The sequence below is a fragment of the Rhizobium sp. BK456 genome (genome assembly GCF_014194045.1).
Taxonomy (GTDB): domain Bacteria; phylum Pseudomonadota; class Alphaproteobacteria; order Rhizobiales; family Rhizobiaceae; genus Rhizobium; species Rhizobium redzepovicii.
This window is the reverse complement of record NZ_JACIAO010000003.1, coordinates 496,307-519,056: the sequence shown is the minus strand read 5'-3', so window position 1 is coordinate 519,056 and position 22,750 is coordinate 496,307. Positions and strand designations below refer to the sequence as shown.

Sequence of the window (22,750 nt, the reverse complement as noted above, 5' to 3'; positions counted from 1 at the left end):
ATTCTCCTTGCGCTGAAATGGCGTGCGCGAGGGAAGGAATGCACCGGACCGTTCTTCCGTTCCTTGACGGGGATCAAGCCTGATCCCCGGTTCCGGTTATGCCCTCAAGCCTCGGCGGAATGGTTATCGGCGATGTCCTTCCTCTGGCGGATGACGTCGATCATGTCTTGCACCGCGGCGCCGGCCGCATCGATTGCCGCCTGCGCGCGGCCACGCACGACGATCTCGGTCGAGAATTTCTGGCCGATATAGCGGGGGTAGGAGCCGATGCTGGTTTCCGGATGGGCTTTCTGGATCGCCGTCAGGGGCGTACCGATCTCGCCTTCGCCGTAAGGGCAAGCGATGGCGAGCGAGAGCACCGGCGTTCCGGTTCGAAGCATCGGCAGCACATTGTCGACCATCGCCTGGAAGACCTGCGGCACGCCAGCCATCACGTGGACGTTGCCGATGATGAAACCCGGCGCCGTCGACACCGGATTGGCAATATGGACAGATCCGCGCGGCATGCGCGCCATGCGCTGGCGCGCCTCGGTGAATTCCATCTCGCGGCGACGGTACATATCGGCCAGCAGCGTCATCGCCGTTTCGTCATATTCGCACGGCACCCCGAAGGCCTTGGCGATGGCATCGGCGGTGATGTCGTCATGCGTCGGCCCGATGCCCCCTGATGTGAAGACGTAATCATATTTGCCGCGAAGCGCGTTCAACGCCTCGACGATCGCCTCCTCATCGTCAGCGACGATGCGCACCTCCTTGAGATCGATACCGGAAAGCGTGAGCAGATCGGCGAGGTGGCCGATATTTTTGTCCTTGGTGCGGCCGGAAAGAAGTTCGTCGCCAATGGCGAGCATGGCGGCGGTAACAACGGTGGCGTGGCTCATGGGATGTTCCGTGATGTGAGGCTGGTGAATAGGTAGCGCCCTTCGGCCGCTTTGCAAACACTCGCCGATGCGTCACTTTTACCGAAACTAAAACAACGAAGAATTCAAGTGCGGCTCGCTCCACGGCACCTCCAGCTGGCGTGGCGAAAGCGCTAGACGCCGACGAGCTATAGTTCCCAGGTAATCACTGCGTCTCTCGGATTGCAGGCAAACGGTTTACAAGCTATGGCGGGTCTGTCGGCGACAAGGCAATTAGATCGAAGTGCAAAGCCCCCAAACCTTTTCAGCATTTCCCTACCTGGCGATGGATCGCTGCCTTCCAGATTTGCACACGATCCGGCAGTTCGCGCGCCGGAATCTACGCTGTCTTCGCAGTAAGCAATCGTAGTGGGGGAGAGGAACATAAGATCATGACTGTCCTTGCGGTGTGGCTTGTCGTTGCCGCGATTTTACTGTTTGGCCTGACCCTCAATCGCGCTCTTGTGCTTTGGCTAAACCGCGGCTTTCATCCGCCTGTTCGTGACGGCACGGATCTGCTCTTGAGCGGTATCTTGCCGGGGATTGCTCTCGTCGGTGGTTTGGCAACGGCCCTCGGAGTCATTCATCTGTTGCGCATAGAAATCGTGTTGCCTCTTGCCGCGATTTTGATGATCTGGCGACGGAATGATGTTCTGGCGACTTTTGTTGATTTGCGCAATCTGGCGGGGGTGGGCGTGCGGGCGACTGCCAACGGCAATCCCTTTCCTCTTTTGGCATCGGGCGCATTTATTGTCTTGATTGGGGTGATTTCGGTAACAGCGCTCTTCCCGGCAGGATCGGCGGATGTTTGGGCATTTCAGATTCCGCTCGCGCAAAGCATCGTTTCCCATGGTGGATTTGTCACGCCGCAGATAGGCAGCAATTTTTACGGAAACATACCGCTTTTCTTCAATGTGCTTTTTGCCAGCACATTGCTATTCGTCGATCACTGGCTCGGGGCGGGCCTGATGAACGCGGCGATTTTCCTCGGATTTTTGTTATTGCTCACAAGCTGCGCACACCGCTGGCGGGCGGCTGGATTGTTGCTGGTTTTCTTCCTGATCGTGTTTCAGCCCTTTTTTACGCCAGGCGTGGCAGTCCCTTTAACTGATCTTCCCAGATCCTGTTTTTCGGTTGCCGCCGTCCTTTATCTCTGGCGCTATCTTGAGACCGGCAGGCCCTCTGAGATCGTCTCTTGTGCTTTGCTCGTGGGTGGCGCAGTCGGCGGCAAATACACCGAGCTTCAGATGGTTGGCTTGATCGGTTTGGCGCTCTTGCCGTCGATCTATCGCGGCAAAATGCCATTTTCGCTTTTTTTGACCTGCCTGGCCGCGTTTCTATCCCTTGCGGGCTACTGGTACATCAAAAATCTCATCGTGCTCGGTAACCCTATCTATCCTTTCATTTTTGGGCATCCCGGACTTTCGGATCAGTGGATGGCGGACTACAGACTTGAGCTCGGCCGTGCTTTCGATCCGGCAAACCGGGTTTTCGTGACCGATCTTACGACCCGCCAGGGTTGGCACGACTTCTTCTTTATCTTGCATGATTGGTTTCTGGATCGCCGGCGATATGCGATCGTCGCTCTCATCCTGATCATCGGCGCATTGCTCGCGTCGTTCAGAAGGATATTTGTGCTTGTAGCGACAACTGCTGCGATGTTCATCATCTGGTACGCCGTCATGTTCAACCATATCCGATGGGCGACGCCGGCCTATTTGCTATATTTTTCGACCGCTTATATTGGCGCGAGTCTGATCGTGGAAAAAATTGCAGTCAGCAAAACCGCTCAACCGGGCGGCTTTGTGTTCGACATGTCTGCACGCCTGCTGGCAGGACGTAGGGCCATCAATGGCCATTTGTTTACGCTTGCAGTGGTGGTTATCGCTCTTGTGGTGTTCTGTCTTCCTGCAGTCAAATTCGTTTATCGGCCCAGCCGCGAACCCTATTCCTGGATGGAGCAGGGAGTCATGGAAGTCCTGATCGGCCGGCAAAAACTCGATGGCTTTCTTGGGGCCCAGCGTGAAGGTTACATCATTTATCGCTATGTTGCGGCAAATGATTTGAGGACTGTATTTCAACCGTTCGACACGGGCAGCATTTTATTTGCGGCCGCCTACACGGGAGGCAGAGATAGGGGATGGTTGCTGCCCCCTTATATATTTCCCGACTCCGAAAATGATGTGGACGCCTTCGTCAAACGTAACAACATCCGGTACTTTATCCGGGTGACGGAGAAACAGGAATTGTTGGCCGAACGCGTTGGCGCCGCCAAGTTTGGGTTGGCGGAAAAAACCATATCGCGAATGTTGCCGGAATCGACTTTGTTGCTGAAAGACGGATTTGGGTGGGAACTGTACCGGTTCAACGGTTTTCCCTCGCAATGAAACCCACAGGGCCGCGGTGACGCCCATCTTCTCATGGGTGGGCTGATTTGTATGGCATATGGTGCGGACGGCGGGGGTCGAACCCGCATAGCCTAAGGCCGAGGGATTTTCTTACCGCTACGGCTTTCGCCGCCGCCTTCCGGCGTTTGTGGTCTGGACTATACCTTCACCCTAGCGTCTGCCTTAGGTGCTGCCCGTCTAGTCTCTACACCTTCCCCTTGCGGGGCTTGGCTCGGGATTGCCATCTGACAGGTTTCCCCGACTTTGAGCAGTTCTACATCAGGCGTTTCCGCCAGTGCACTCAATTTTGCTTTAAGTCCCTTGTGTCTACCGATTCCACCACGTCCGCGTGGTTCTCCCTGCTAACAAAGAGAGGCGGCATTCTCAACCGATATTGAGTGGCGAGGTGCGATTCCGTTTCAAACGCTGGAAGCCCGCCATACCCGGTCGCTCGAATGTCCGGCTGCATTCGGCAGTAAAGCGACCATCCGGTGCGCCGATCAAAGCTCCGACAAGCAACTGAACATTAGGAAGTTTTAAATTGACGCTGTCCCCATGCCGGGCGCGACAGTCGATTGCAAAATTTCATGCCAGTCAGCGTAGAAAACTTAACACAACCCCTGCGACAGAAGCTTGTTGAATTTCGCAGGACATTGGGACAAAGTGCTGGCTGGGGTAGAGTTCGCGATTTTTACTGTTGCAATACGTGCACTTCACTTTTCATTGTGAGCGCCGGGACATGTGGTGACTTAAAAGGCAAAATGGCTTTTGTTCTGAAGACCTTCGGGAGGTTGCAGCTCGTCGACGAGGAGGGGAACGCTGTCGCGTTTCCCGAGAAAGGCCTGCTGCTTCTCGCCTATTTGTTTACAACCGATCAAGGTTCGGCGGATCGAACGACCTTGGCTCGCTTCCTTTGGGGCGAGGCCGACCGGGAGGTTGCACTGTCGACTTTGCGGAAGGTGATTTCGAGAATTAAGGCCCGTCAAATCGATCTTGGGGTAAACATCCTTTCATCTCAGGGCAACGTGCTCACTCTCGACCGGGGGGCACTATCGTCTGACATGCTCCTGGCCGACAAGGAGGAAGAGGTTGAGCCGTTCTCCCGGCTGAGACAGCTGGTGACGCTGATGAACCAGCCTTTTCTCGAGCCGGTTCACAGCCAGAGCCGCCAGTTTCAGTATTGGCTCGCCGAACGTGAAAATTACCATAACGAGCTTCTCGCCAATACTTTGAGAACGGCGTCGCAGCTGGCCCCGTCGCGAAAGGACGCTGAACTCCTGAGGAAGGCGGCGGTTATCTTGTTTCGGACCGAGCCGAAGGATCCGGAGACGCTGCAACTGCTCATAAAGATCCTCAAGGCGGAAGGGGAAGTCGAATTACTTCGGAGCTATTTCGAACAGCGGCGTAGTGCGACATCGAGAGGCAGTTCCGCGCGTACCGGATCCGACGACGGTGACACGAAATACCTGCGCCCGCCATCCGCGTCGTCAAAGGCGAAACTTGAGGCTTCTCTTCCCCTGGAGCCCCAAGATATCCGGATTTCCATTCCCCGCCTGGTGCTGCTTCCCCCTAAAAATCAATCCGCTCGGCCGCAAGCCGGTTTTTTAGCTGCGTCTTTGGTGGAGGATATAACGATCGGATTTTGTGTCTTCAACAGCCTGGAGGTCATAGCCCCGTATTCGGCGGTTCAAATCGGCCACCAGGTGGAGACGCAGAAGGCTTTCTTCGAACGCCATTGCGTCAACTATATCCTCGACACCCGGATCAGCAATATGGGCGATGAGGTGACGCTCTTTGCCCAACTGATCTTTTTCGATCAGAATCAGATTGTCTGGGCCGAAAGGTTCAGCCTCGATCGTATGGATCTCGCCAGAGACAGGCGAGTTGTTGCCCGGCAGATCGCTCTCTCCGTATCCAGCGAAATCGAGCGTCATGAGGCGTTGCGCGAAGATCTGAACCCAGTCGCCTACCACAGATATCTTGTCGGCAGGCGGCATCTGGCGCGGTTGACGCTTCCGAACCTGCGGCGCGTCCGCAAGGAGATGAAAGCCGCACTCAGCGTCAGCCCCGATTTCGCACCGGCGCTAAGTTCGATGGCGCGGACCTACTCCAAGGAATGGTTGCTGACGGCCCGGGGAGATATCGATCTTTTGCAGTTGGCGGAGACCTTCGCCAAGCAGGTCACCGAGATGCGTTCGGACTTCGCCGATGGCTATCGCGAGCTCGGCGTCGCCAAGTTGTTGCAGGGTGCCTTCGATGAAAGCGCCGAAGCCATGGAAGTGGCGGAAAGCCTCGCCCCGCACTACGCCGACGTGATTGCCGACTACGCGGACACGCTGGTTCATTGTTCGCTCCCGGCCATGGCCTTGCGAAAGATCGAGCGGGCAATCGAGCTGAACCCGCTCGGTCCCGACACCTATTTCTGGACTGCTGCGGGAGCAAACTATGCCCTCGGCGAATTCGAAGCTTCGCTGGACTATATCGGGCAGATGGCCGATCCTCATTTAGCGGATAGGTTGTCCGCTGCAAATTGGGCCATGTTGGGTCATCAGGACAAGGCGCGGATCTTCGTACGAAGGTTTCGTGAAGGGAATCCGGACTTCGATGTGGACAAGTGGTTGTCCGCAGTACCAAGTAAAGAGCAATGGCATAAAGATCTTTATCGTGAAGGCCTGAAGAAAGCTGGATTTTAAACATCAATCGTTAGAGAGGGCAAAAACATGGCAACAGTTGTTGTTATTAGTGTTGATGGTCAAGACGGGCTCTGGGTCGCCGATCTGGACGCCGGCACAGTACTGCCGCTCCCGGTCCCGAAGGCGGGCGGTCTGAAAGTGGTGACCGATCTTCGCGCCACCGGCGCGACGGTGACAAAGGGCGTGAATGTGGCTGTCACGGTCAAGTCAGCGGAAGCGGCATTCTCTGGCCATTATGACGGCTAGGGTTGAATGATTGGCGCCATAGCGCCGTTGCGTTCCGGATTGCGATCTTAGGAATTCGTGCACAGGCGCGAGAGACGGCGAGGGGCATTTGACCTCCTCGCCGCCGAGCACCAATCCGGCGCTGCACTGATGGGATCATAGTCGTCCCCAGCGCCGATCAAGTGTAACGGATCTCAGCGACAGTCTATCGGCCCTGGTAATGCGGGGTTCGGTTCTGCTTGCCCACGCACCTGCTTAATACCGGTTGAATATACATGTATATTGTGGATATAAGCGTGTTATTGCTTGACAAGAGCGTTTTCGGTGTAAGGATTGCGCCGCGGCGGTTGAGTAAGTGTTGTCTTGTGGGAGTAAGGCGATGGTTTACGATTGGACTGGTGCCAGGGTTCGGCGCATCCGGATATTCAAGACCAGTATCGCGCTTGTTCTGGGAACCGCGATTGCTGCAATACCGCTGTTCTTCTGGGCCGTGGAGTTTCGCGGTTTTTAACCGGAGATAATCAGCGTCTCGCGCCACCTGTTGATCACCCAGCCGGCCAGCAGTCCGATGGCGGCGCCCATGGCCTTGATGCCGGCATCATGCAGGCGCGGATGGCGCGTCGGCGAGAGGTACTGCAGATATTCGATGGCGACGGTACCAGCGATCAGCAGCACGGCCACCAATTTCCACTGTTTCGGATAGGCGAGCGCAAAGGCGAGGCCGACAAGAATATAGGCGCTCGCGCGGTCGGTATCGACAGTCGTAACGGTCTCCGGCCTCAGCCCGATCGGCGAAACCGTCACAAAGATGATTAAGGCGAGCAGCAGCCAGGCGAGCGGCCTTGCGAATTTGAACATGATCATGGCTTCATATTTAGTGGCTCGTCTTTTCATTGACAGTTAAAATCAGTTCATGTGCCGGCTATTTCGCGGTGGGCTTAAGAAAAGCTTTCGCAAACAGGGCTTGGACCGAACCGTAAACGGCCGAAGCGGCCTTTCCTATGCCGGCCGGCCTGTGCCATAGCGGCGGTATCATTATGAGAATGGATCACGCCCGTGACGAGACTTGATGTCGAAAGCGCCGAAGAGGCAATGCGCAGCCTTTTTCCGGCAACGCCGCTGCAGCTCAATGATCATCTCTCGGCGCGTTACGGGGCCGATATCTGGCTGAAGCGCGAGGATCTATCGCCGGTGCGCTCCTACAAGATCCGCGGCGCCTTCAACTTCTTCCGCAAGGCGATCGGGCAGGGTGCTGCCGGCAAGACCTTCGTCTGCGCCTCGGCCGGCAATCACGCCCAGGGCTTCGCCTTCGTCTGCCGCCATTTCGGCGTGCCGGGCGTCGTCTTCATGCCGGTAACGACGCCGCAGCAGAAGATCGACAAGACCCGCATGTTCGGCGCCGAATTCATTACCATCCGGCTGTTCGGGGACTTCTTCGACCAGTGCTACCAGGCCGCGCGCGACCATGTCGAAGCGGTCGGCGGCGTCATGGTGCCGCCCTTCGACCACGCCGATATCATCGAAGGGCAGGCGACCGTCGCCGCCGAGATCATGCAGCAGCTCCCTGAGGGAACGGTGCCTGACATGGTCGTGCTGCCGGTCGGCGGCGGTGGGCTTGCCGCCGGCATCACCGGTTATCTTGACGGCATCGTGCCGAAATCGGCCTTCGTCTTCACCGAGCCCGCCGGCGCACCGAGCCTGAGGCGCAGCATCGAGGCAGGTGAGGTGACGACGCTTGCCAAGGTCGACAACTTCGTCGACGGCGCTGCCGTCGCCCGCATCGGCGACCTGAATTTCGCCGCGCTGCGCGATTTCCCGGCAAGCCAAGTGCAACTGATGCCGGAGAACGCCATCTGCGTCACCATCCAGGAGATGCTGAATGTCGAGGGCGTCGTGCTGGAGCCGGCAGGCGCTCTGTCGCTGACGGCGATCGCTGCGATGGACGCTCAGGCGATCCGCGGCAAGACCATCGTTGCCGTCGTCTCCGGCGGCAATTTCGATTTCGAGCGCCTGCCTGACGTAAAGGAAAGAGCCATGCGTTACGCGGGGCTGAAGAAATATTTCATCCTCAGGCTCGCCCAGCGCCCCGGCGCGCTTCGGGATTTCCTCAATCTGCTCGGCCCTGACGACGATATTGCCCGCTTCGAATATCTGAAGAAATCGGCGCGCAATTTCGGCTCGATCCTGATCGGCATCGAAACCAAGGCGCCGGAGAATTTCGCCCGGCTGATCGGAAATTTCGAAGCCGCCGGCATGGGTTACGAGGATATCACCGAAAACGAGATCCTCGCCAACCTGATCATTTGACTTGGCGACAGCAATGCCATCGTGCTAAAGGCGGATCATGGCTTCGTTCCTTTCAAATCTCTTTTCGATGTTCTCCGGCGGCGGCAAACCGGCTTCCGAGGCGGCAGGCCCTTCCGGCGAGCCGCAGCTTTATAACGATTGCACGATCTACGCGGAGCCGCGCAGGGAAGGCAGCCAATATCGCCTTGCCGGTCGCATCGAAAAGAAGGTCGGCGACGAGGTTCTGGTGCGCAATTTTATCCGCGCCGATCTGTTTTCGTCCTCCGACGATGCGCTCGAATGCACGGTGCGCAAGGCGCAGCAGATCATCGATCAGCACGGTTCGTCACTCTTTGGTGACGGTGAGAAGCTTCGTCAGGTCTGAGACCGGGATATCCGCCGCATCCATGCGTGGCCGCAATTATTCTTCTTTTTCAATCCTGTGACGCGGCGACACCGTCGCGGATCGGCATCTCGCTCACGCAATCTTAAAGGGTTGCAGTCAAAGGTGTCGCCTGCAGCATGTGCAGGGCCACCCTCGTGTTTGACTTTTTCGGACAATCGACCAAAGGATCCGCTGTCGCGACCGTTGCGCCCGCGTTCCGTCCAGGGCGCCGGCCTGAAGCCGGGGTATGGTGATGGAGACGCTCAACCTCGCCCTTTTCGTCGTCGAAGCCGTCGCCTATTTCGCGCTGATGGTGACGCTTCTGCACTTCCGTCATCGGCTCGGTCTCGGGGTTTTCCTGACGGCGCTCGGCGTCATGCATTTCATGGAAACCTACCTGGCGGCGGTCTTCTATGTCTCGCTGCCGTTCGGGGATGTGTCGCCGGGCTCGTCGGTCTTCTTCTCCGGCAAGCTGATGATGATCCTGATGCTTTACCTACAGGAAGATGCCGCGACGGTGCGCCAGCCGATCTATGGCCTGTTCCTCGGCAACCTGCTCACCGTCGGCATTGCCTGGGTGCTGCAACTGCACCTGCCGCTGCAGATGTCGCCCGCCCACACGCCGGATGTCGATTTCCTCCAGGAGATGGGCTGGCTGATGGTCTGGGGCACGGCGCTGCTTTATGTCGATTCGCTCGGCATCATTCTGCTTTACGAAAAACTCGGCGATTTCTTCCGCCGGCGCGTCGTCCTGCGTTTCCTGATTTCGGGCTTCGTGCTGCTGACCTTCGACCAGATCGGCTTTTTTGCAGCGCTGAATTATTTCCTGGATGTGCCGATCGCCGCATTCTGGGCAGGTTGGAAGGCGAAAATGCTTGCCGTCTGCCTCTATGCGGCAATGTTTGCAATCTATGAATATCGTATTCGCCGCGGCGGCAAGGCCGGCTCCGCGCGTTCGATCAGCGACGTGTTCGGCGACCTGACGTTCCGCGAGCGCTACAACGATCTTCTGGAGCGTACCGGTCGCGATATGCTGACCGGCGTCTATGACCGGACGCGCATGGAGGTGGAGGCGCCGCTGATGATGCGTGAGGCGCTGAGACAGGGTCTCTACGCCACGGTCCTGATTATCGATGCCGATCACTTCAAGGATGTCAACGACGGCTATGGGCATCTTCAGGGTGACGAGGTGCTGAAGGCGATCGCCGCCCGCCTCGGTACGACGCTGCGCTCGAGCGACCGCATCTTCCGCTTCGGCGGCGAGGAATTCGTCGCCGTCTGCCCCGGCACCGATCACGAGGAAGCTTTGCTGCTTGCCGAACGCCTGCGCTGGACGATCGCCACCAGCGTCAAGACGCCGGATGACAAGCCGGTCACGGTCAGCATCGGTGTTGCGACCGCCGACGAGGACGGCGTCGATTTTACCGCCGTGCTGACGGCTGCCGACGGCAGGCTCTACGCGGCAAAGAAGAGCGGCCGCAACTGTGTCGTCGGCCGTTCCGGTGTCGTGAAACTCGGTTGACCCGATCAAACGCAGTGCGTCCGCTGCCGGTGTTTGTGATGTTGCATAAACCGAAACGCCTGACAGCGATATCATGCCTTTTCAATGGGTTATAATAACAATAAAAACGGCTTGTTAGCACAATGCAAACGTGATCTCCATTGCCGCAACGGATCAGCTTTCCTGCAAGGGGCTTGGAGATATGAGTGATGCAGCTGTGCGAAGGAAGGTCGATGGCGGCGAATTTGCCGTTTTGTGCATCGGCGGGTTTCTTCTGTCGATCGCCTATGGCGTGACCTTTCTGATCCCGGTGCTGGTCGGTCAGCGCGGCGGCAACGAGGCGCTCGCCGGCCTGATCATTTCGGCCGCGACCGTCAGCACCGTCATTCTCGTGATCCTGTCCGGCCACATCGCCGATGCCATCGGCTCGGCGCGGGCGGTGGCGGTTTCAGCGCTCTTTCTGGCGGCATCCGGGTTGGGATTTGCCACGGTCCCGGCAGCCGGGCTTAGCCTGATGACCGTCGGTTTCGTCCTCGGCATCGGCTGGGGCACTTTCTATGCGCTCGGGCCTATTCTGGTGGCGGCGATCACCGAATCCGAGCACCGGATCAGGTTCTTCGCCCTGCTGTCGGGATCGATGATGTCGGGCATCGGCGCCGGACCGATCATCGGCCGTATTGCCACCGGCTGGGCCCTTCCGATCGAAACGGCCTTCGCCTTTGCTTTCCTCTCCAGTCTCGCCGGCGGCGCGCTTTATTTCCTGCTGCATCTCAGGCTGACCAATGCCGGCAAGATTTTGCCGCATGTCAACAAGATCTCCTTTGCCGCAGCGCGTCAGGTGATAGGTTCGCGGGCGATCTATTCCATCGCCATGGTCGGCATCGGCGGGGCGATTTTCGGCGGGCTCTCCAGCTTTCAGACAAGCTACGCCAAGGCGCACGGTTTCGATTATTCGCTGTTCTTCATCGGCTTCATGTCCGCCGCCATCCTGAGCCGGCTGTTCTTGGCGGGATATGTGGTCAAGAGGGATCCATTCTATTCGCTTCTGGTGCTGACGAGCCTGACGCTGGCATCCATCCTGCTGTTCCTGGTGGTGACATCAAGTCAGCTGGCCTATCTCGGAGCCGCGGCAATGCTCGGCCTGGGTTATGGGCTGACCTATTCCGTCATCAACGGACTGGCAGCAAATGAAGCGCCCCCAGGTCTCATGCCGCAATCGCTTCTCTTGTTCTCGCTGTCCTATTTCATCGGAGTCTTCGGATTTCCGCTGATCGCCGGGAACCTCATCGTTTCCTCCGGGATACAGGCCATGCTCCATGTCCTGCTGCTGCTTGCCGTCGCCAATCTGGCAATCGTCCTGTTTCGTGTGATCGACCGCGCAAGGAACCGCTGATCGAGGGCGGGCAAGTCCGACTTGCCCGACCCTCGCTGGCTCATGCGGCGCGGAAGATCTTGGCGCCGGAGGGGGCGCTCGTCATGCCGCCGTCGACGGTGATCTCGATGCCGGTGACATTGGCAGAATCGTCCGAAGCCAGGTAGAGCGCCGCCTTGGCGATTTCGTCGGCCTCGCTCATGCGGCCGAGCGGGCTCATGCCGCCGATGCGCGCCTCGAGCGCCGACATCGCATCTTCCGTCTGGGCCATCGGCGACCAGATCGGCGTCTTCGTGCCGCCGGGTGTCACCTGATTGACGCGGATGCCGCGCGGCGCGAGTTCGGAGGCCATATTGCGCGTCATCGCCCGGACCGCGGCCTTGGTCGCCGCATAGGCCGACCAGCCGGGAGCGCCGAGCACGGCGTGCACCGAACCGTTGAGAATGACCGAACCGCCGTCGCTAAGATGCGGCAGTGCCGATTGCACGGTGAAGAAGACGGCCGTGAGATTGGTGCTGATGATCTGATTGAATTGCTCCGGCGACGTGTCACCGAGCGGTGTCGCACCGCCGATGCCGGCATTGGCGAAGACGATGTCGAACTTGCCGACCTTTGCGGCGGCTTCCGCAAAGGCCTTCTCGGTGGCGGCGGCATCGGTGACATCGACCTTCAGCGCGACGACGCCGGCCCCAAGCGCCTTTTCGGCGGCGGCGAGCGTTTCGGGATTGCGGCCGGTGATGACGACCTTTGCACCCTCGTCGATGAAGACCTTGGCGGTCGCAAGACCGATACCACTGTTGCCGCCGGTGATCAGCGCGACCTTGTTTCTTAGACGCATGATTCATGCTCCTCTTGGAAATGGCAACGATCTGGATTATGATCGTTATCTACAAGGATTATGATTGTAATCTACATGAGTCAAGCAGCATGATGCCGAAAAGTATAAGCGGTTTTCGGCCGACATCATGCTCGTTCGAAATTGATACGGGGAGATTCGGATGGGTCGTTCGCAGCTGGAAAAACAGAAGACGCACGAAAAGATCGTGGAGACTGCGTCGAAGCGGCTGCGAGAGGAGGGGCTGGAAGGTGTCGGCGTCGCCGACCTGATGAAGGAGGCCGGATTGACCGTTGGCGGCTTCTACAAGCACTTCGCCTCCCGCGACGATCTTGTCGCCGAGGCGATCCAGTCGGCTTTCGATTCATGGGGACGCAAGCTGGAGGCCGACGGGATAGACCCGGCGAAGATGACGGCCGCCGATGTCGCCGACCGTTATCTGAGCGCCTTTCATCGCGACAATCCCGGCGAGGGCTGCCCCTTCGCCGCCCTGACCTCCGATATCTCCCGTAGCGGCGACAAGGCGCGGGGGATTGCGACGGAACGGCTCCGGCTTAATTTCGAGGCTTTGGCGAGCAAGGCGTCGGGAGCCGACGCGGAAAGACGGCGCAAGGCGGTCATCGCCTTCGCGATGATGGCCGGCGGCGTCGGCCTTGCCAGGATTTCCTCCGATGAGGCTCTGTCGGCCGAAATTCTCGAGACGGTCCGGGATTTTGTCGCTGCTATCGACAAATGACAAACGGCCGGCGAATGCCGGCCGCTGCACTATGGTAAGCGTTGAAGAGCCGATTAAGCGGCCAGCGCGATTTCCTGGACGCGCGTCTTTGCAGCGTCGATGGCCTTTTCGGCAGCTTCAGGACCGAAGGCGAGGCCTTCGACGTAGATGGTCTCGATGTCGGTGATGCCGAGGAAGCCGAGAACCGACTTCAGATACGGCACGGCGTGGTTCAAGGGGGCAGCCGGTCCCTGCGAGTAGACGCCGCCCGAGGTAAGCACCACGTAAACCTTCTTACCGGTGAGCAGGCCGACCGGGCCGCTTTCCGTGTACTTGAACGTCAGGCCGGCACGGGCGACGTTGTCGATCCAGGTCTTCAGCGAGGAGTAGATGTTGAAGTTGATGAGGCCGGTGCTGATGACGACCGTGTCGGCGGCAAAGAGTTCGTTGACGAGTTCGTCAGACGTCTTGACGGCGGCGACTTCCTCGGCAGTGCGGGCCTCGGCCGGCTTGCGGATCGCGCCGGTGAAGAGGTCGTCGATATGCGGCAGCGGGCTGGCGGCAAGGTCGCGGCGAACGAGGACGCTGCCCGGATTCTGGTTCTTCAGCTTCTCGGCGAGTTCAACGGCGATCGGCGTCGAGAGCGATTCGGCACGCGGGCTGGACGTCAGAAGAAGGATGGACGACATGGTGCATTTCCTTTCGAATTGGATTTGTCGGCCCGTTTTGGGAGGTGAGCCGCAGTCTCGAAGCGGAAAATAGGTCTGGCTTGCTATCGAAAAAACGGTGATAATGTCGATCGAAACTATCGATGGAATGGATGGATATGCTTCCGAACCCGACCCTGGACCAATTGCAGGTGTTTTTGACCGTTGCCGAGACCGGCAGCTTCTCGGCTGCGTCGCGGGCGCTGAACCGGGCTCAGTCGGTCGTCAGCTATACGATCGCCAATCTCGAGGCGCAGCTTGAAGTGCCGCTTTTCGAGCGCTCCGGCGCCCGCCAGCCAAAGCTGACGGAGGCGGGCAGGGCGATGCTGGAGGATGCGCGCCGTATCCTCGGCGACCTGCAGGTCATGCGGGCGCGCGTCAAGAGCCTGAAGGAAGGGCTCGAAGCGGAGGTTTCCGTTGCCATTAGCGTCATGGTGCCCTCAAAGGCCGTGGTTGATGTGCTCCACGAATTCCGCGAGATGTTCCCATCGGTTTCGCTGAACCTCAACGTCGGCGAGCTCGGAATGGTCATGGATCTGGTCATGAGCGGCAAGGCGACGATCGGCATCGGCGGAGCAGTTCTGAAGCAGGACGATTCGGTCGTCACCGAACGGATCGGTCACTCCTTCATGATGCCTGTCGCCGCGCCTAACCACCCGCTTGCCGGGCTCGACCGGCCGCTGACGCTCGGCGACGTGCGCGATGAGGTGCAACTCGTCGTCACCGATGCGTCGGGCCTGACGAAGGGGCGCGATTTCAACGTTTTGTCCTACAAAACATGGCGCGTCAGCGATATTTCGACGAAGCATCAGCTTATCAAGGCCGGCCTTGGCTGGGGCGGACTTCCGGCGTCGCTCATCCATGACGATCTCCTGAGCGGCGCGCTCATCCATCTCGATCTCGATGCCTACGAACAGGGGGAGTATCCCATCTATTCGATGCGCCGGCTCGCCAACCCGCCCGGACCTGCCGCCACCTGGATGATCGACGCGTTCCGCACCCGGCTTACCCATTGCCCGAGCCAGGCGGATTTCCACGCCCAGATCGCGGAACTGCGTGAACCCGCAATCCCGCTCGCGGCCGAATAGGGAAGGCGCAGCCGACGCGCCTTCGTATTTCTTCCGGTTAGAGAACCAGCCTGAACTTCGAGAAGCCGTCCGCACCGTCGCCGGCATCCTCGATCTTGACGCTCTTGACCGCAGCGAGGAACTGCTTTGCCTTCGGGCCGCTCTCGAAGGTTGCCGTCGTGCCCGGCAGCGGCTTGAAGGTCCAGTTCGCATCGGCCGACGGATTGATCGTGCCCTGGTCGTGGACATAGCGGACAATGACATCGCGGTTGGTGTCCGGCGCCTGGAAGATCACCTTATCAGCGGCGATCTCCGGGAAACTGCCGCCGCCGCCGGCGCGGTAGTTGTTGGTGACGACGACGAATTTCTGGGCGGGATCGACCGGCTTGCCGTCGAAGGCGAGGTTCTGGATGCGGTTGGCATCCGGATTGATCGCCTTGCCAGAGGAATCATATTTCGGCGGCTGCGACAGGTCGATCTGGTAGGTCACGCCGTCGATGACGTCGAAATTATAGGACGGGAAATCGTTGTTGAGCAGCGGCGCATCCTTCGCGCCGGCGTCGATGTGATTGAACATGCCGGCCGACATTTCCAGCCAGTTTTTCACCTGGGCGCCGGTGATGGCAACGGCCTGCACCGTATTCGGGTAGAGATAGAGGTCGGCGACATTCTTGATGGCGATATCGCCGGCCGGGACGTCGGTATAGTAATCGGCGCCGCCACGGCCGCCGGCCTTGAAGGGGGCCGCCGCCGAAAGCACCGGCAGATCCTTGTACTTGGTATCGGCCAGCATCTGCTTGATGTACCAGGTCTGGGCTTGGCTGACGACCTGCACGGAGGGATCGTCGGCGACGAGCGCGAAGTAGGAGTAGAGCGGCGCCGACGTTTTGCCCACGGGGGTGCGGACATAGGCAAGCGTCGCCTCGTGCTCGGCCTTGGCGGCTTCGACCACGTCCTTCTTGTCGGCGTAGTCGGCAACCACCTTCTTCTTGTCGTCGCGATGATAGATCGGCCGTGCTTCCGAGGTGAAATCAACGATCTTCCAGCTGTTGCCGTCCTTTTCGAGCAACAGGTCGATAAGGCCGAGATGCGAGCCCCAGAATCCTGCCATCACGGCAGGTTTGCCATGCAGCGTGCCCTTGACCGGATCGGTATCGGCAATGCCGTCCCAGCTCTTCGGGCCGGGGAAGACGAGATGCTGATGGCCGGTGAAGATGGCGTCGATCCCCTCGACGGCGGCGAGATGCAGCGAGGCGTTTTCCATCTTTTCGGACGGCGCGGCTCCGTCGATGCCGGAATGGGAAAGCGCGATGACGATATCGGCGCCGGCTTCCTTCATGGCCGGAACCCAGGCCTTGGCGGCCTCGACGATATCACGCGTCTGCGCCTTGCCTTCGAGGTTCTTGATGTCCCAGAGCATGATCTGCGGCGGCACGAAGCCGATGAAGCCGATCTTGACCGGGCTCTCATTGCCGGCGCCGTCTTTGATCTGTTTTTCCACGATCATGTAGGGCTTGAAGAACAGATCGTCCTGCTTCGGGTCCGAGGCGAGCTGGCCTTTGGTCAGATTGGCGCAGACGAAGGGAAAGTTCGCGCCTGACAGCACCTTGAACATGAAGTCGAGCCCGTAATTGAACTCGTGATTGCCGAGCGTTCCTACCGTGTAGCCGAGCGTGTTCATCGCCTTGATCACGGGATGGACGTCGCCGTCCTTCATGCCGTGCTGATAGGCCATGTAATCGCCCATCGGATTGCCCTGCAGCACGTCGCCATTGTCGATCAGCAGCGAGTTGACGGCCTCGGCGCGGATCTTGTCGATGATCGTGCCGGTGCGGGAAAGCCCCATCGTGTCGTTCGGCTTGTCGGCATAATAATCATAGGGAAAGACGTTGACGTGAATATCCGTCGTTTCCATCAGCCGGAGATGCGCCTGGTTGGCGCTGGCTCGCGCGCTGAAGGGATGCAGCAGCACCAGGGCGGAGGTGGCGGCAAGGCCGCCAAGCAGGGAACGGCGGCTCATCACGCCGACATCGAAAATGGAAGACATCGAAACTCTCCTTGAGGGATCATGCATCGTCCGGCCCGTCAGAATTAGGACGATTTGGCGAGGAGTACACTGCAAAAAAAGACAGGACGGCAAACAATGAGTAGCAAGGGCGATGTGGTTTTGAAATGCAATTTATGGTGCAGACGGGGCTGACGGGGACAGGATCAATTATAGGCTCAGCGCCTGACTGCCGCAGCCAACTGCCGCAGCCGGGGCGCGGTCAATCTGGACGTCAACGTCGACCGCTGCGATTGGACGATCTCAGCCGGATTTTCGGCGCGAAGGCGGTTCAGCGTAACGGTTTCGGCGTCGACGTTGCCAAGTGAGGTGGGCGGTCGGCGTTGGTCGCGGCTCTAAGCTGACGCACCGCCAGGACCGGCCGAATTTCCTTATGGAAAAAGCGGAAATAGGAGGAGACCTGTGCCCGCGCATTCGAATTCACGTCGAACTGGATGCCGACACGGCCGTTGTGCTTCCAGCGGATGATGCCTTCGAGCAGACCGAGGTTTTCAGCTTCGATGCGCACCTTGCTGCCGGAGGCGGCATGGAGCGGCGTCTTCGTCTCCAGGGCAGCGCCGGTCACCGACAGATTGAGAATGCGGGCATCCACTTCACTGTTCAGATGTTTGACGCTGCCGAAGACCCGGCAGTTTTGCCGGTCGGCTTTTCGCGCCGTGATTTTCAAGTTGCGGGTCATACGGTCTCCCTTGGATACGTCAGGGGAGTATAGCGCCCGAAAATTGAAATGGTTTTAGTGGCTTGGCTAAAATTGCAATGAAACTTCAGTTGGCCATGGCGGCTCTGCGCCCCACTACATGCTCGCGCCAGACGGTGAAGATGCCGGCGGCAACGACGACGATCGAGCCGATAATCGTGTTGAGGCTGAGCGTTTCGTCATAGATCGTCACGCCGATGATCGAGGCGTAGACCAGTGACAGATACGTCAGCGGCTGGACGGCAGCGGCATCGAGAAGATCATAGGCGCGGATCAGGAAATAGTGGCTGGAAATGCTGGTCATGCAGACGAGCGCCATCCAGCCCCAGTCTCCGGGCGACATCCAGCTCCAGTAGAACGGGCCGATGATGGTCATGGTGATGCCGCCGATGACGCCGGTATAGAAGAAGCTGGTCATCGCCGAATCGTCGCGGCTGACGAGACGGGTCGCGATGACATAGAAGGCGAAGTTGAAGCAGGAAGTGATAGCCAGAAGCAGTTTCACATCGAAAAACTCGCCTTCCGGCTTCAGGATCAGCAGCACCCCGAAAAGTCCGGCGCCGATCGCCACCCACCGCCGCCAGCCGACCCGCTCGCCAAGGATCGGCATTGACAGCAGCGCGATGAGGATCGGCGTCGCTGAGAAGATCGCTTGTGAACGGGCAAGGCCGATTATGGCAAAACAAGTGATGGCCAGAACCACCTGGACCGCAAGCAGGACGCCGCGCACCACCTGAAGAAGCGGGCGTTTAGTGTGGGCCGTTGCCTTGAGGCCGCCGCGCATCTTCGAAGCGAGGATGATCGTGAACAGCGCAAAGGTCCAGTAGCGGATCATCGTCACGAAGATCGGCGGGTAAGCAGACGCCAGATGTTTCGAGATGGCGTCCTGGAGAGAGAAGATGGTAATCGCCAGCAGAGCGAAAATATAACCGTGGGTCTTCGATGTCATGACATGCCGTTGAGCGGGAAACACCGAGAGTCTGGTCAGGCTTTCAGCGAAGATGCAAGGTCTCAAAGCCCGACATTCGGCCTGTCGATGATTTCTCTGAGGGCAAAGCTCGAATTGATTTTGACCACATGGGGAAGGGCCGACAGCCAGTCGCGATGGATGCGCTCATAATCCTCGAGATCGCGGGCGGCGACCCTGAGGATATAATCATATTCGCCCGACATCAGGTAGCAGACGAGCACGTTGGGGCAGAGCTTCACCGCCGCCTCGAATTCCGCCAGGGTCTTGGCGAACTGGCCGGAGAGCGAGATATGCACGATGGCGATCATCTTATAGTCGAGCGCCTTATGCGAAAGCCGCGCGTGATAGCCGCCGATGACGCCGCTTCTCTCCAGAATGTCGAGCCGGCGCGAACAGGCCGAAGGCGACAGTCCGATCTTTTCGGCAAGCTCGGCGTTGGTGATGCGTGCATTGGCCTGCAGCACCTTCAGAATCGCAAGATCGATGGTATCGAGATCGGCCATTCGAAGAACTTTCGAAAAATAACGATGACAACGCAATAATCTCCGAAAAATCGCGTTTCGGCAAATCGTCTTTGCAAGGACATTTCATCGCCTTGGTGGTTGGATTCATCATCCGAGGAGATCCGCGGTTGCGGGATGACAAGAGAGGAACGCCAATGCGTGTCGGTTGCCCGAAGGAAATCAAGAATCATGAATATCGCGTCGGCCTGACGCCGGCTTCGGTGCGCGAATACGTCGCCCATGGCCACGAGGTCTGGGTGGAAACCAAGGCGGGCGCCGGGATCGGCGCCGATGACGCCGCCTATGCCGCGGCTGGCGCGAAGATTGCCGCCTCCGCCAAGGATATCTTCGAAAAATGCGACATGATCGTCAAGGTGAAGGAGCCGCAACCCTCAGAATGGGCGCAGCTGCGCGACGGTCAGCTTCTCTATACCTATCTGCATCTGGCGCCCGATCCTGAACAGACCAAGGGTCTGATCGCCTCCGGCGTCACGGCAATCGCCTATGAAACGGTTACCGACGAGCGCGGCGGCCTGCCGCTGCTGGCACCGATGTCGGAGGTCGCCGGTCGCCTGTCGATCCAGGCGGGCGCGACCGCCCTGCAGAAAGCCAATGGCGGCCTCGGCGTCCTGCTCGGCGGCGTGCCGGGCGTACTGCCGGGCAAGGTCGCGGTTATCGGAGGCGGCGTCGTCGGTCTGCATGCCGCCAGGATGGCCGCCGGCCTCGGCGCCGATGTCAGCATCCTCGACAGGTCGCTGCCGCGCCTTCGCCAGCTCGACGACATCTTCTCAGGCCGCGTTCACACCCGTTATTCCAGCATCCAGGCATTGGAGGAGGAGGTCTTCTCGGCCGATCTCATCATCGGCGCCGTGCTGATCCCCGGTGCGGCTGCGCCGAAGCTCGTCACCCGCGAGATGCTGTCCGGCATGAAGAAAGGCTCCGTCATTGTTGACGTCGCCATCGACCAGGGCGGCTGCTTCGAGACCTCACATGCAACCACCCATTCCGACCCGACCTATGAGGTCGATGGCGTGGTGCATTATTGCGTCGCCAACATGCCGGGTGCTGTTCCCGTCACCTCGGCGCATGCGCTGAACAATGCCACGCTCGTCCACGGCTTGGCGCTTGCCGATCGCGGCCTGCGGGCCATCGCCGAAGACAAGCATCTGAGGAACGGCCTCAACGTCCACAAGGGCCGCATCACCAACAAGCCGGTCGCCGACGCACTTGGCTACGAAGCCTTTGCGCCGGAGAGCGTGCTGAACGTAGCGTAAGCTAACTGACCCTAGGTGACGACTTACTGCGCTATTTCGGCCGGCAGGGCGGTATCCGAAGGGATGCCGCCTTCTTTGTATGACGGCGCATCTGTAATCGAACCGCGAACGTCGGCGGTGTTGGAGCTATGCTTTCCTCGTCACGAAGCGCGACGAGTTGTGTCCCGCCCGATCAGTTGGCATCGTATCACGCTCATGGGCAGTCGCCATCCAAACGGAGCAGCAATGACGGTTGATAGTCGAGAACAAACATCGCCGGTTCCGCTTCGAACATCACCTATCGGCCTCGAAACATATATTGCCGGCAGCACACTCGTCAGCGGGGATGGACCAGCCTGGACTGATATATTCGTGCAGGTGTTTTCCCGCCTGAAGGTGCAACATCCCTTTCTTGTCCCAGCGGTCGCCGAGCCTCTCGTTGTTTGGGTGATCTCAGGTCAGGCATGTGTCGAGGAACGCGATCTGGGCGGGGAGTGGGAGGCCAATACAGTCAGAGTCGGGGACTTTTTTCTGACGCGGTCGCCCACGCCATACGAAATGCGCTGGCACGCCGAGGGAGACGAACCTTTCCAGGTAATGCATCTCTATCTTTCCGTTCCGTTGTTTGACCGGGTGGCGGAAGGGGTTCTCGGCAAGGCTGCCAGCGCCATGCGCCTGCGCGACATATCGGGCGGCCGCGACCAATATCTTTCTAACATGCTGGAACTGATCCATGCTGAACTGACGGCAGAAGGGCAGGGAAGTCGGCTCTTCGTGCAGGGATTGGCGCAGACGCTCGCTGTTCACCTTATCCGGCAATATGCAACATTCGACGCAGAGGCACGGCCGTCAAATGCCCTCCCGGGCGCCAAGCTACGGCGGGCGATCGCATTCATGGAAGCCAACCTTCAAGAGCCGTTTGATCTCGCACGTCTGGCGCAAACGGCCGGCATGAGCGCTTTTCACTTCAGCCGCCTCTTCAAGAAGGCCACCGGCCTCTCTCCATCCCATTATTTCATTCGCCAACGCATAGCCAAAGCCCAGCAACTTCTGCAGGAAACCAGCACCAGCATCATCGAGATCGGCATGTCCGTGGGGTATTCGAGCCCTAGCCATTTTGCCCAGATTTTCCGCCGGGAGGCTGGCGTCTCCCCCAGCGACTACCGTCGCAGCTAAAGCGCGTCGCGATGTTTTTCAGATTCGCTCATTGCGCTTTAGGTCTCAGTTTCTACGCATGTCGTTGTCGCAAAACCGCTGCACACTTTTGTGCGACATGCTTTAGCATTTCAGTTTGGTCCTTGCGGATTTGAGCAAGATCCCGACAGGTCTCTCAAGGTCCCGAGAGAGGGATCGATCACTCCTCTTTATGTTCCTCCTTGTCGAACATGACCGTCCTTTCGGTTGGAAGGGCGCCCAGTCAAGGAGATAAACCATGACGAATATCAATGGAAAAATCGCGCTGGTCACCGGCGCCTCGAGCGGCATCGGTGCCGCTACCGCGTTGAAGCTCGCCGAGACCGGCGCAAAGGTCGGTATCGCCGCCCGTCGCACCGACAAACTTGAAGGCCTCCAAAAGGAGATCGCTTCTGGGGGCGGTGAAGCCCTCGTGATCGAAATGGACGTCGTCGATCCAGCCTCCGTCGAAGCCGGCGTCAAAAAGCTGGTGGGTGCCTATGGTTCGATCGACATTCTCGTCAACAATGCTGGCCTGATGCCGCTTTCGGATGTGGATCAGTTTAAAGTCGACGAATGGCACCGGATGGTCGACGTCAATGTGAAAGGCCTGCTGAACACCACTGCTGCAGTTCTGCCGCAGATGATCAATCAACATTCGGGCCACATCTTCAACATGTCGTCGATTGCTGGCCGCAAGGTCTTCAAAGGCCTGTCGGTTTATTGCGCCACCAAACATGCGGTGGCCGCGTTCTCCGATGGCCTGCGCATGGAAGTGGGGCAGAAGCACAACATTCGGGTGACTTGCATCCAGCCAGGCGCCGTGGCGACCGAGCTGTATGATCACATCACGGAGCCTGGCTATATCAAGCAGATGGACGACCTTGCCAAGCAGATGACGTTCCTGCAGGGCGCAGATATCGGCGACACCATCGTCTTCGCGGCGCAGGCGCCTGCCCATGTGAATGTCGCGGAACTCTTCGTTCTGCCGGTCGAACAGGGCTGGTAACCACACCA

20 protein-coding genes are annotated in these 22,750 nt (G+C 58.9%); 12 read left to right on the top strand and 8 right to left on the bottom strand.

The window, feature by feature from the left end; all coding sequences use genetic code 11:
• Positions 1-104: 104 nt before the first annotated feature.
• On the bottom strand, positions 105-881 hold the full coding sequence (locus tag FHX03_RS12225) for a competence/damage-inducible protein A (RefSeq protein ID WP_097625225.1): 777 nt from the start codon (positions 879-881) through the stop codon (positions 105-107).
• Positions 882-1,291: 410 nt separating this feature from the next.
• On the opposite strand from FHX03_RS12225, the gene FHX03_RS12220 reads away from it, so the two are divergent.
• The 3 genes from FHX03_RS12220 to FHX03_RS12210 all read left to right on the top strand — a co-directional run bounded on the left by FHX03_RS12220 (position 1,292) and on the right by FHX03_RS12210 (position 6,225).
• Positions 1,292-3,286 (top strand): hypothetical protein, encoded by a 1,995-nt coding sequence (locus FHX03_RS12220; RefSeq protein ID WP_183853842.1) that lies wholly within the window; start codon positions 1,292-1,294, stop codon positions 3,284-3,286.
• A gap of 761 nt (positions 3,287-4,047) precedes the next feature.
• Positions 4,048-5,979 (top strand): hypothetical protein, encoded by a 1,932-nt coding sequence (locus FHX03_RS12215; RefSeq protein WP_183853840.1) that lies wholly within the window; start codon positions 4,048-4,050, stop codon positions 5,977-5,979.
• Between the two features lie 27 nt (positions 5,980-6,006).
• On the top strand, positions 6,007-6,225 hold the full coding sequence (locus tag FHX03_RS12210; RefSeq protein ID WP_097625228.1) for a hypothetical protein: 219 nt from the start codon (positions 6,007-6,009) through the stop codon (positions 6,223-6,225).
• A gap of 486 nt (positions 6,226-6,711) precedes the next feature.
• Here FHX03_RS12210 and FHX03_RS12205 read toward each other — a convergent pair whose 3' ends face one another.
• Positions 6,712-7,068 carry a VanZ family protein gene (locus tag FHX03_RS12205; protein ID WP_097625229.1) on the bottom strand — a complete coding sequence of 119 codons (357 nt, stop codon included), beginning with the start codon at positions 7,066-7,068 and terminating at the stop codon, positions 6,712-6,714.
• A 192-nt stretch (positions 7,069-7,260) separates the two neighbouring features.
• Here FHX03_RS12205 and ilvA point away from each other — a divergent pair, with 192 nt between their 5' ends.
• From ilvA to FHX03_RS12185, 4 genes are all read left to right on the top strand, one after another.
• Positions 7,261-8,511, top strand: coding sequence for a threonine ammonia-lyase (ilvA, locus tag FHX03_RS12200; RefSeq protein ID WP_097625230.1), 1,251 nt, complete (start codon positions 7,261-7,263; stop codon positions 8,509-8,511).
• 37 nt (positions 8,512-8,548) lie between these two features.
• Positions 8,549-8,875 carry an HlyU family transcriptional regulator gene (locus FHX03_RS12195; RefSeq protein ID WP_003587069.1) on the top strand — a complete coding sequence of 109 codons (327 nt, stop codon included), beginning with the start codon at positions 8,549-8,551 and terminating at the stop codon, positions 8,873-8,875.
• A gap of 250 nt (positions 8,876-9,125) precedes the next feature.
• Positions 9,126-10,397, top strand: a complete 1,272-nt coding sequence (locus tag FHX03_RS12190) for a sensor domain-containing diguanylate cyclase (RefSeq protein WP_183853960.1) — start codon at positions 9,126-9,128, stop codon at positions 10,395-10,397.
• A gap of 181 nt (positions 10,398-10,578) precedes the next feature.
• The gene (locus tag FHX03_RS12185) at positions 10,579-11,769 is read left to right on the top strand and encodes an MFS transporter (protein ID WP_183853838.1); all 1,191 of its coding nucleotides are present in this window, start codon (positions 10,579-10,581) and stop codon (positions 11,767-11,769) included.
• A 40-nt stretch (positions 11,770-11,809) separates the two neighbouring features.
• Here FHX03_RS12185 and FHX03_RS12180 read toward each other — a convergent pair whose 3' ends face one another.
• Complete coding sequence (locus FHX03_RS12180; protein WP_012557430.1) at positions 11,810-12,586, bottom strand: glucose 1-dehydrogenase; 777 nt, start codon at positions 12,584-12,586, stop codon at positions 11,810-11,812.
• Between the two features lie 160 nt (positions 12,587-12,746).
• On the opposite strand from FHX03_RS12180, the gene FHX03_RS12175 reads away from it, so the two are divergent.
• Positions 12,747-13,319, top strand: a complete 573-nt coding sequence (locus tag FHX03_RS12175; RefSeq protein WP_183853836.1) for a TetR/AcrR family transcriptional regulator — start codon at positions 12,747-12,749, stop codon at positions 13,317-13,319.
• A gap of 53 nt (positions 13,320-13,372) precedes the next feature.
• Here the strand turns inward: FHX03_RS12175 and FHX03_RS12170 are convergent, their stop codons facing one another.
• On the bottom strand, positions 13,373-13,987 hold the full coding sequence (locus FHX03_RS12170; RefSeq protein WP_183853834.1) for an FMN-dependent NADH-azoreductase: 615 nt from the start codon (positions 13,985-13,987) through the stop codon (positions 13,373-13,375).
• 137 nt (positions 13,988-14,124) lie between these two features.
• Here FHX03_RS12170 and FHX03_RS12165 point away from each other — a divergent pair, with 137 nt between their 5' ends.
• Entirely contained in the window at positions 14,125-15,093 is a 969-nt protein-coding gene (locus FHX03_RS12165; RefSeq protein WP_183853958.1) for a LysR family transcriptional regulator, read from the top strand.
• A gap of 37 nt (positions 15,094-15,130) precedes the next feature.
• Here the strand turns inward: FHX03_RS12165 and FHX03_RS12160 are convergent, their stop codons facing one another.
• The 4 genes from FHX03_RS12160 to FHX03_RS12145 all read right to left on the bottom strand — a co-directional run bounded on the left by FHX03_RS12160 (position 15,131) and on the right by FHX03_RS12145 (position 19,307).
• Positions 15,131-17,119 carry a bifunctional 2',3'-cyclic-nucleotide 2'-phosphodiesterase/3'-nucleotidase gene (locus tag FHX03_RS12160; RefSeq protein WP_183853832.1) on the bottom strand — a complete coding sequence of 663 codons (1,989 nt, stop codon included), beginning with the start codon at positions 17,117-17,119 and terminating at the stop codon, positions 15,131-15,133.
• A gap of 289 nt (positions 17,120-17,408) precedes the next feature.
• The gene (locus FHX03_RS12155) at positions 17,409-17,816 is read right to left on the bottom strand and encodes a PilZ domain-containing protein (protein ID WP_097625235.1); all 408 of its coding nucleotides are present in this window, start codon (positions 17,814-17,816) and stop codon (positions 17,409-17,411) included.
• A gap of 85 nt (positions 17,817-17,901) precedes the next feature.
• On the bottom strand, positions 17,902-18,783 hold the full coding sequence (locus FHX03_RS12150; RefSeq protein ID WP_183853830.1) for a DMT family transporter: 882 nt from the start codon (positions 18,781-18,783) through the stop codon (positions 17,902-17,904).
• Positions 18,784-18,845: 62 nt separating this feature from the next.
• Positions 18,846-19,307, bottom strand: a complete 462-nt coding sequence (locus FHX03_RS12145) for an Lrp/AsnC family transcriptional regulator (protein WP_003587050.1) — start codon at positions 19,305-19,307, stop codon at positions 18,846-18,848.
• Between the two features lie 155 nt (positions 19,308-19,462).
• Between FHX03_RS12145 and ald the strand changes: the two genes are divergently transcribed.
• From ald to FHX03_RS12130, 3 genes are all read left to right on the top strand, one after another.
• The gene (gene ald, locus FHX03_RS12140; protein ID WP_183853828.1) at positions 19,463-20,581 is read left to right on the top strand and encodes an alanine dehydrogenase; all 1,119 of its coding nucleotides are present in this window, start codon (positions 19,463-19,465) and stop codon (positions 20,579-20,581) included.
• 225 nt (positions 20,582-20,806) lie between these two features.
• On the top strand, positions 20,807-21,736 hold the full coding sequence (locus tag FHX03_RS12135; protein WP_183853826.1) for a helix-turn-helix domain-containing protein: 930 nt from the start codon (positions 20,807-20,809) through the stop codon (positions 21,734-21,736).
• Positions 21,737-21,992: 256 nt separating this feature from the next.
• Positions 21,993-22,742 carry an SDR family oxidoreductase gene (locus FHX03_RS12130; RefSeq protein ID WP_183853825.1) on the top strand — a complete coding sequence of 250 codons (750 nt, stop codon included), beginning with the start codon at positions 21,993-21,995 and terminating at the stop codon, positions 22,740-22,742.
• Positions 22,743-22,750 lie beyond the last annotated feature (8 nt).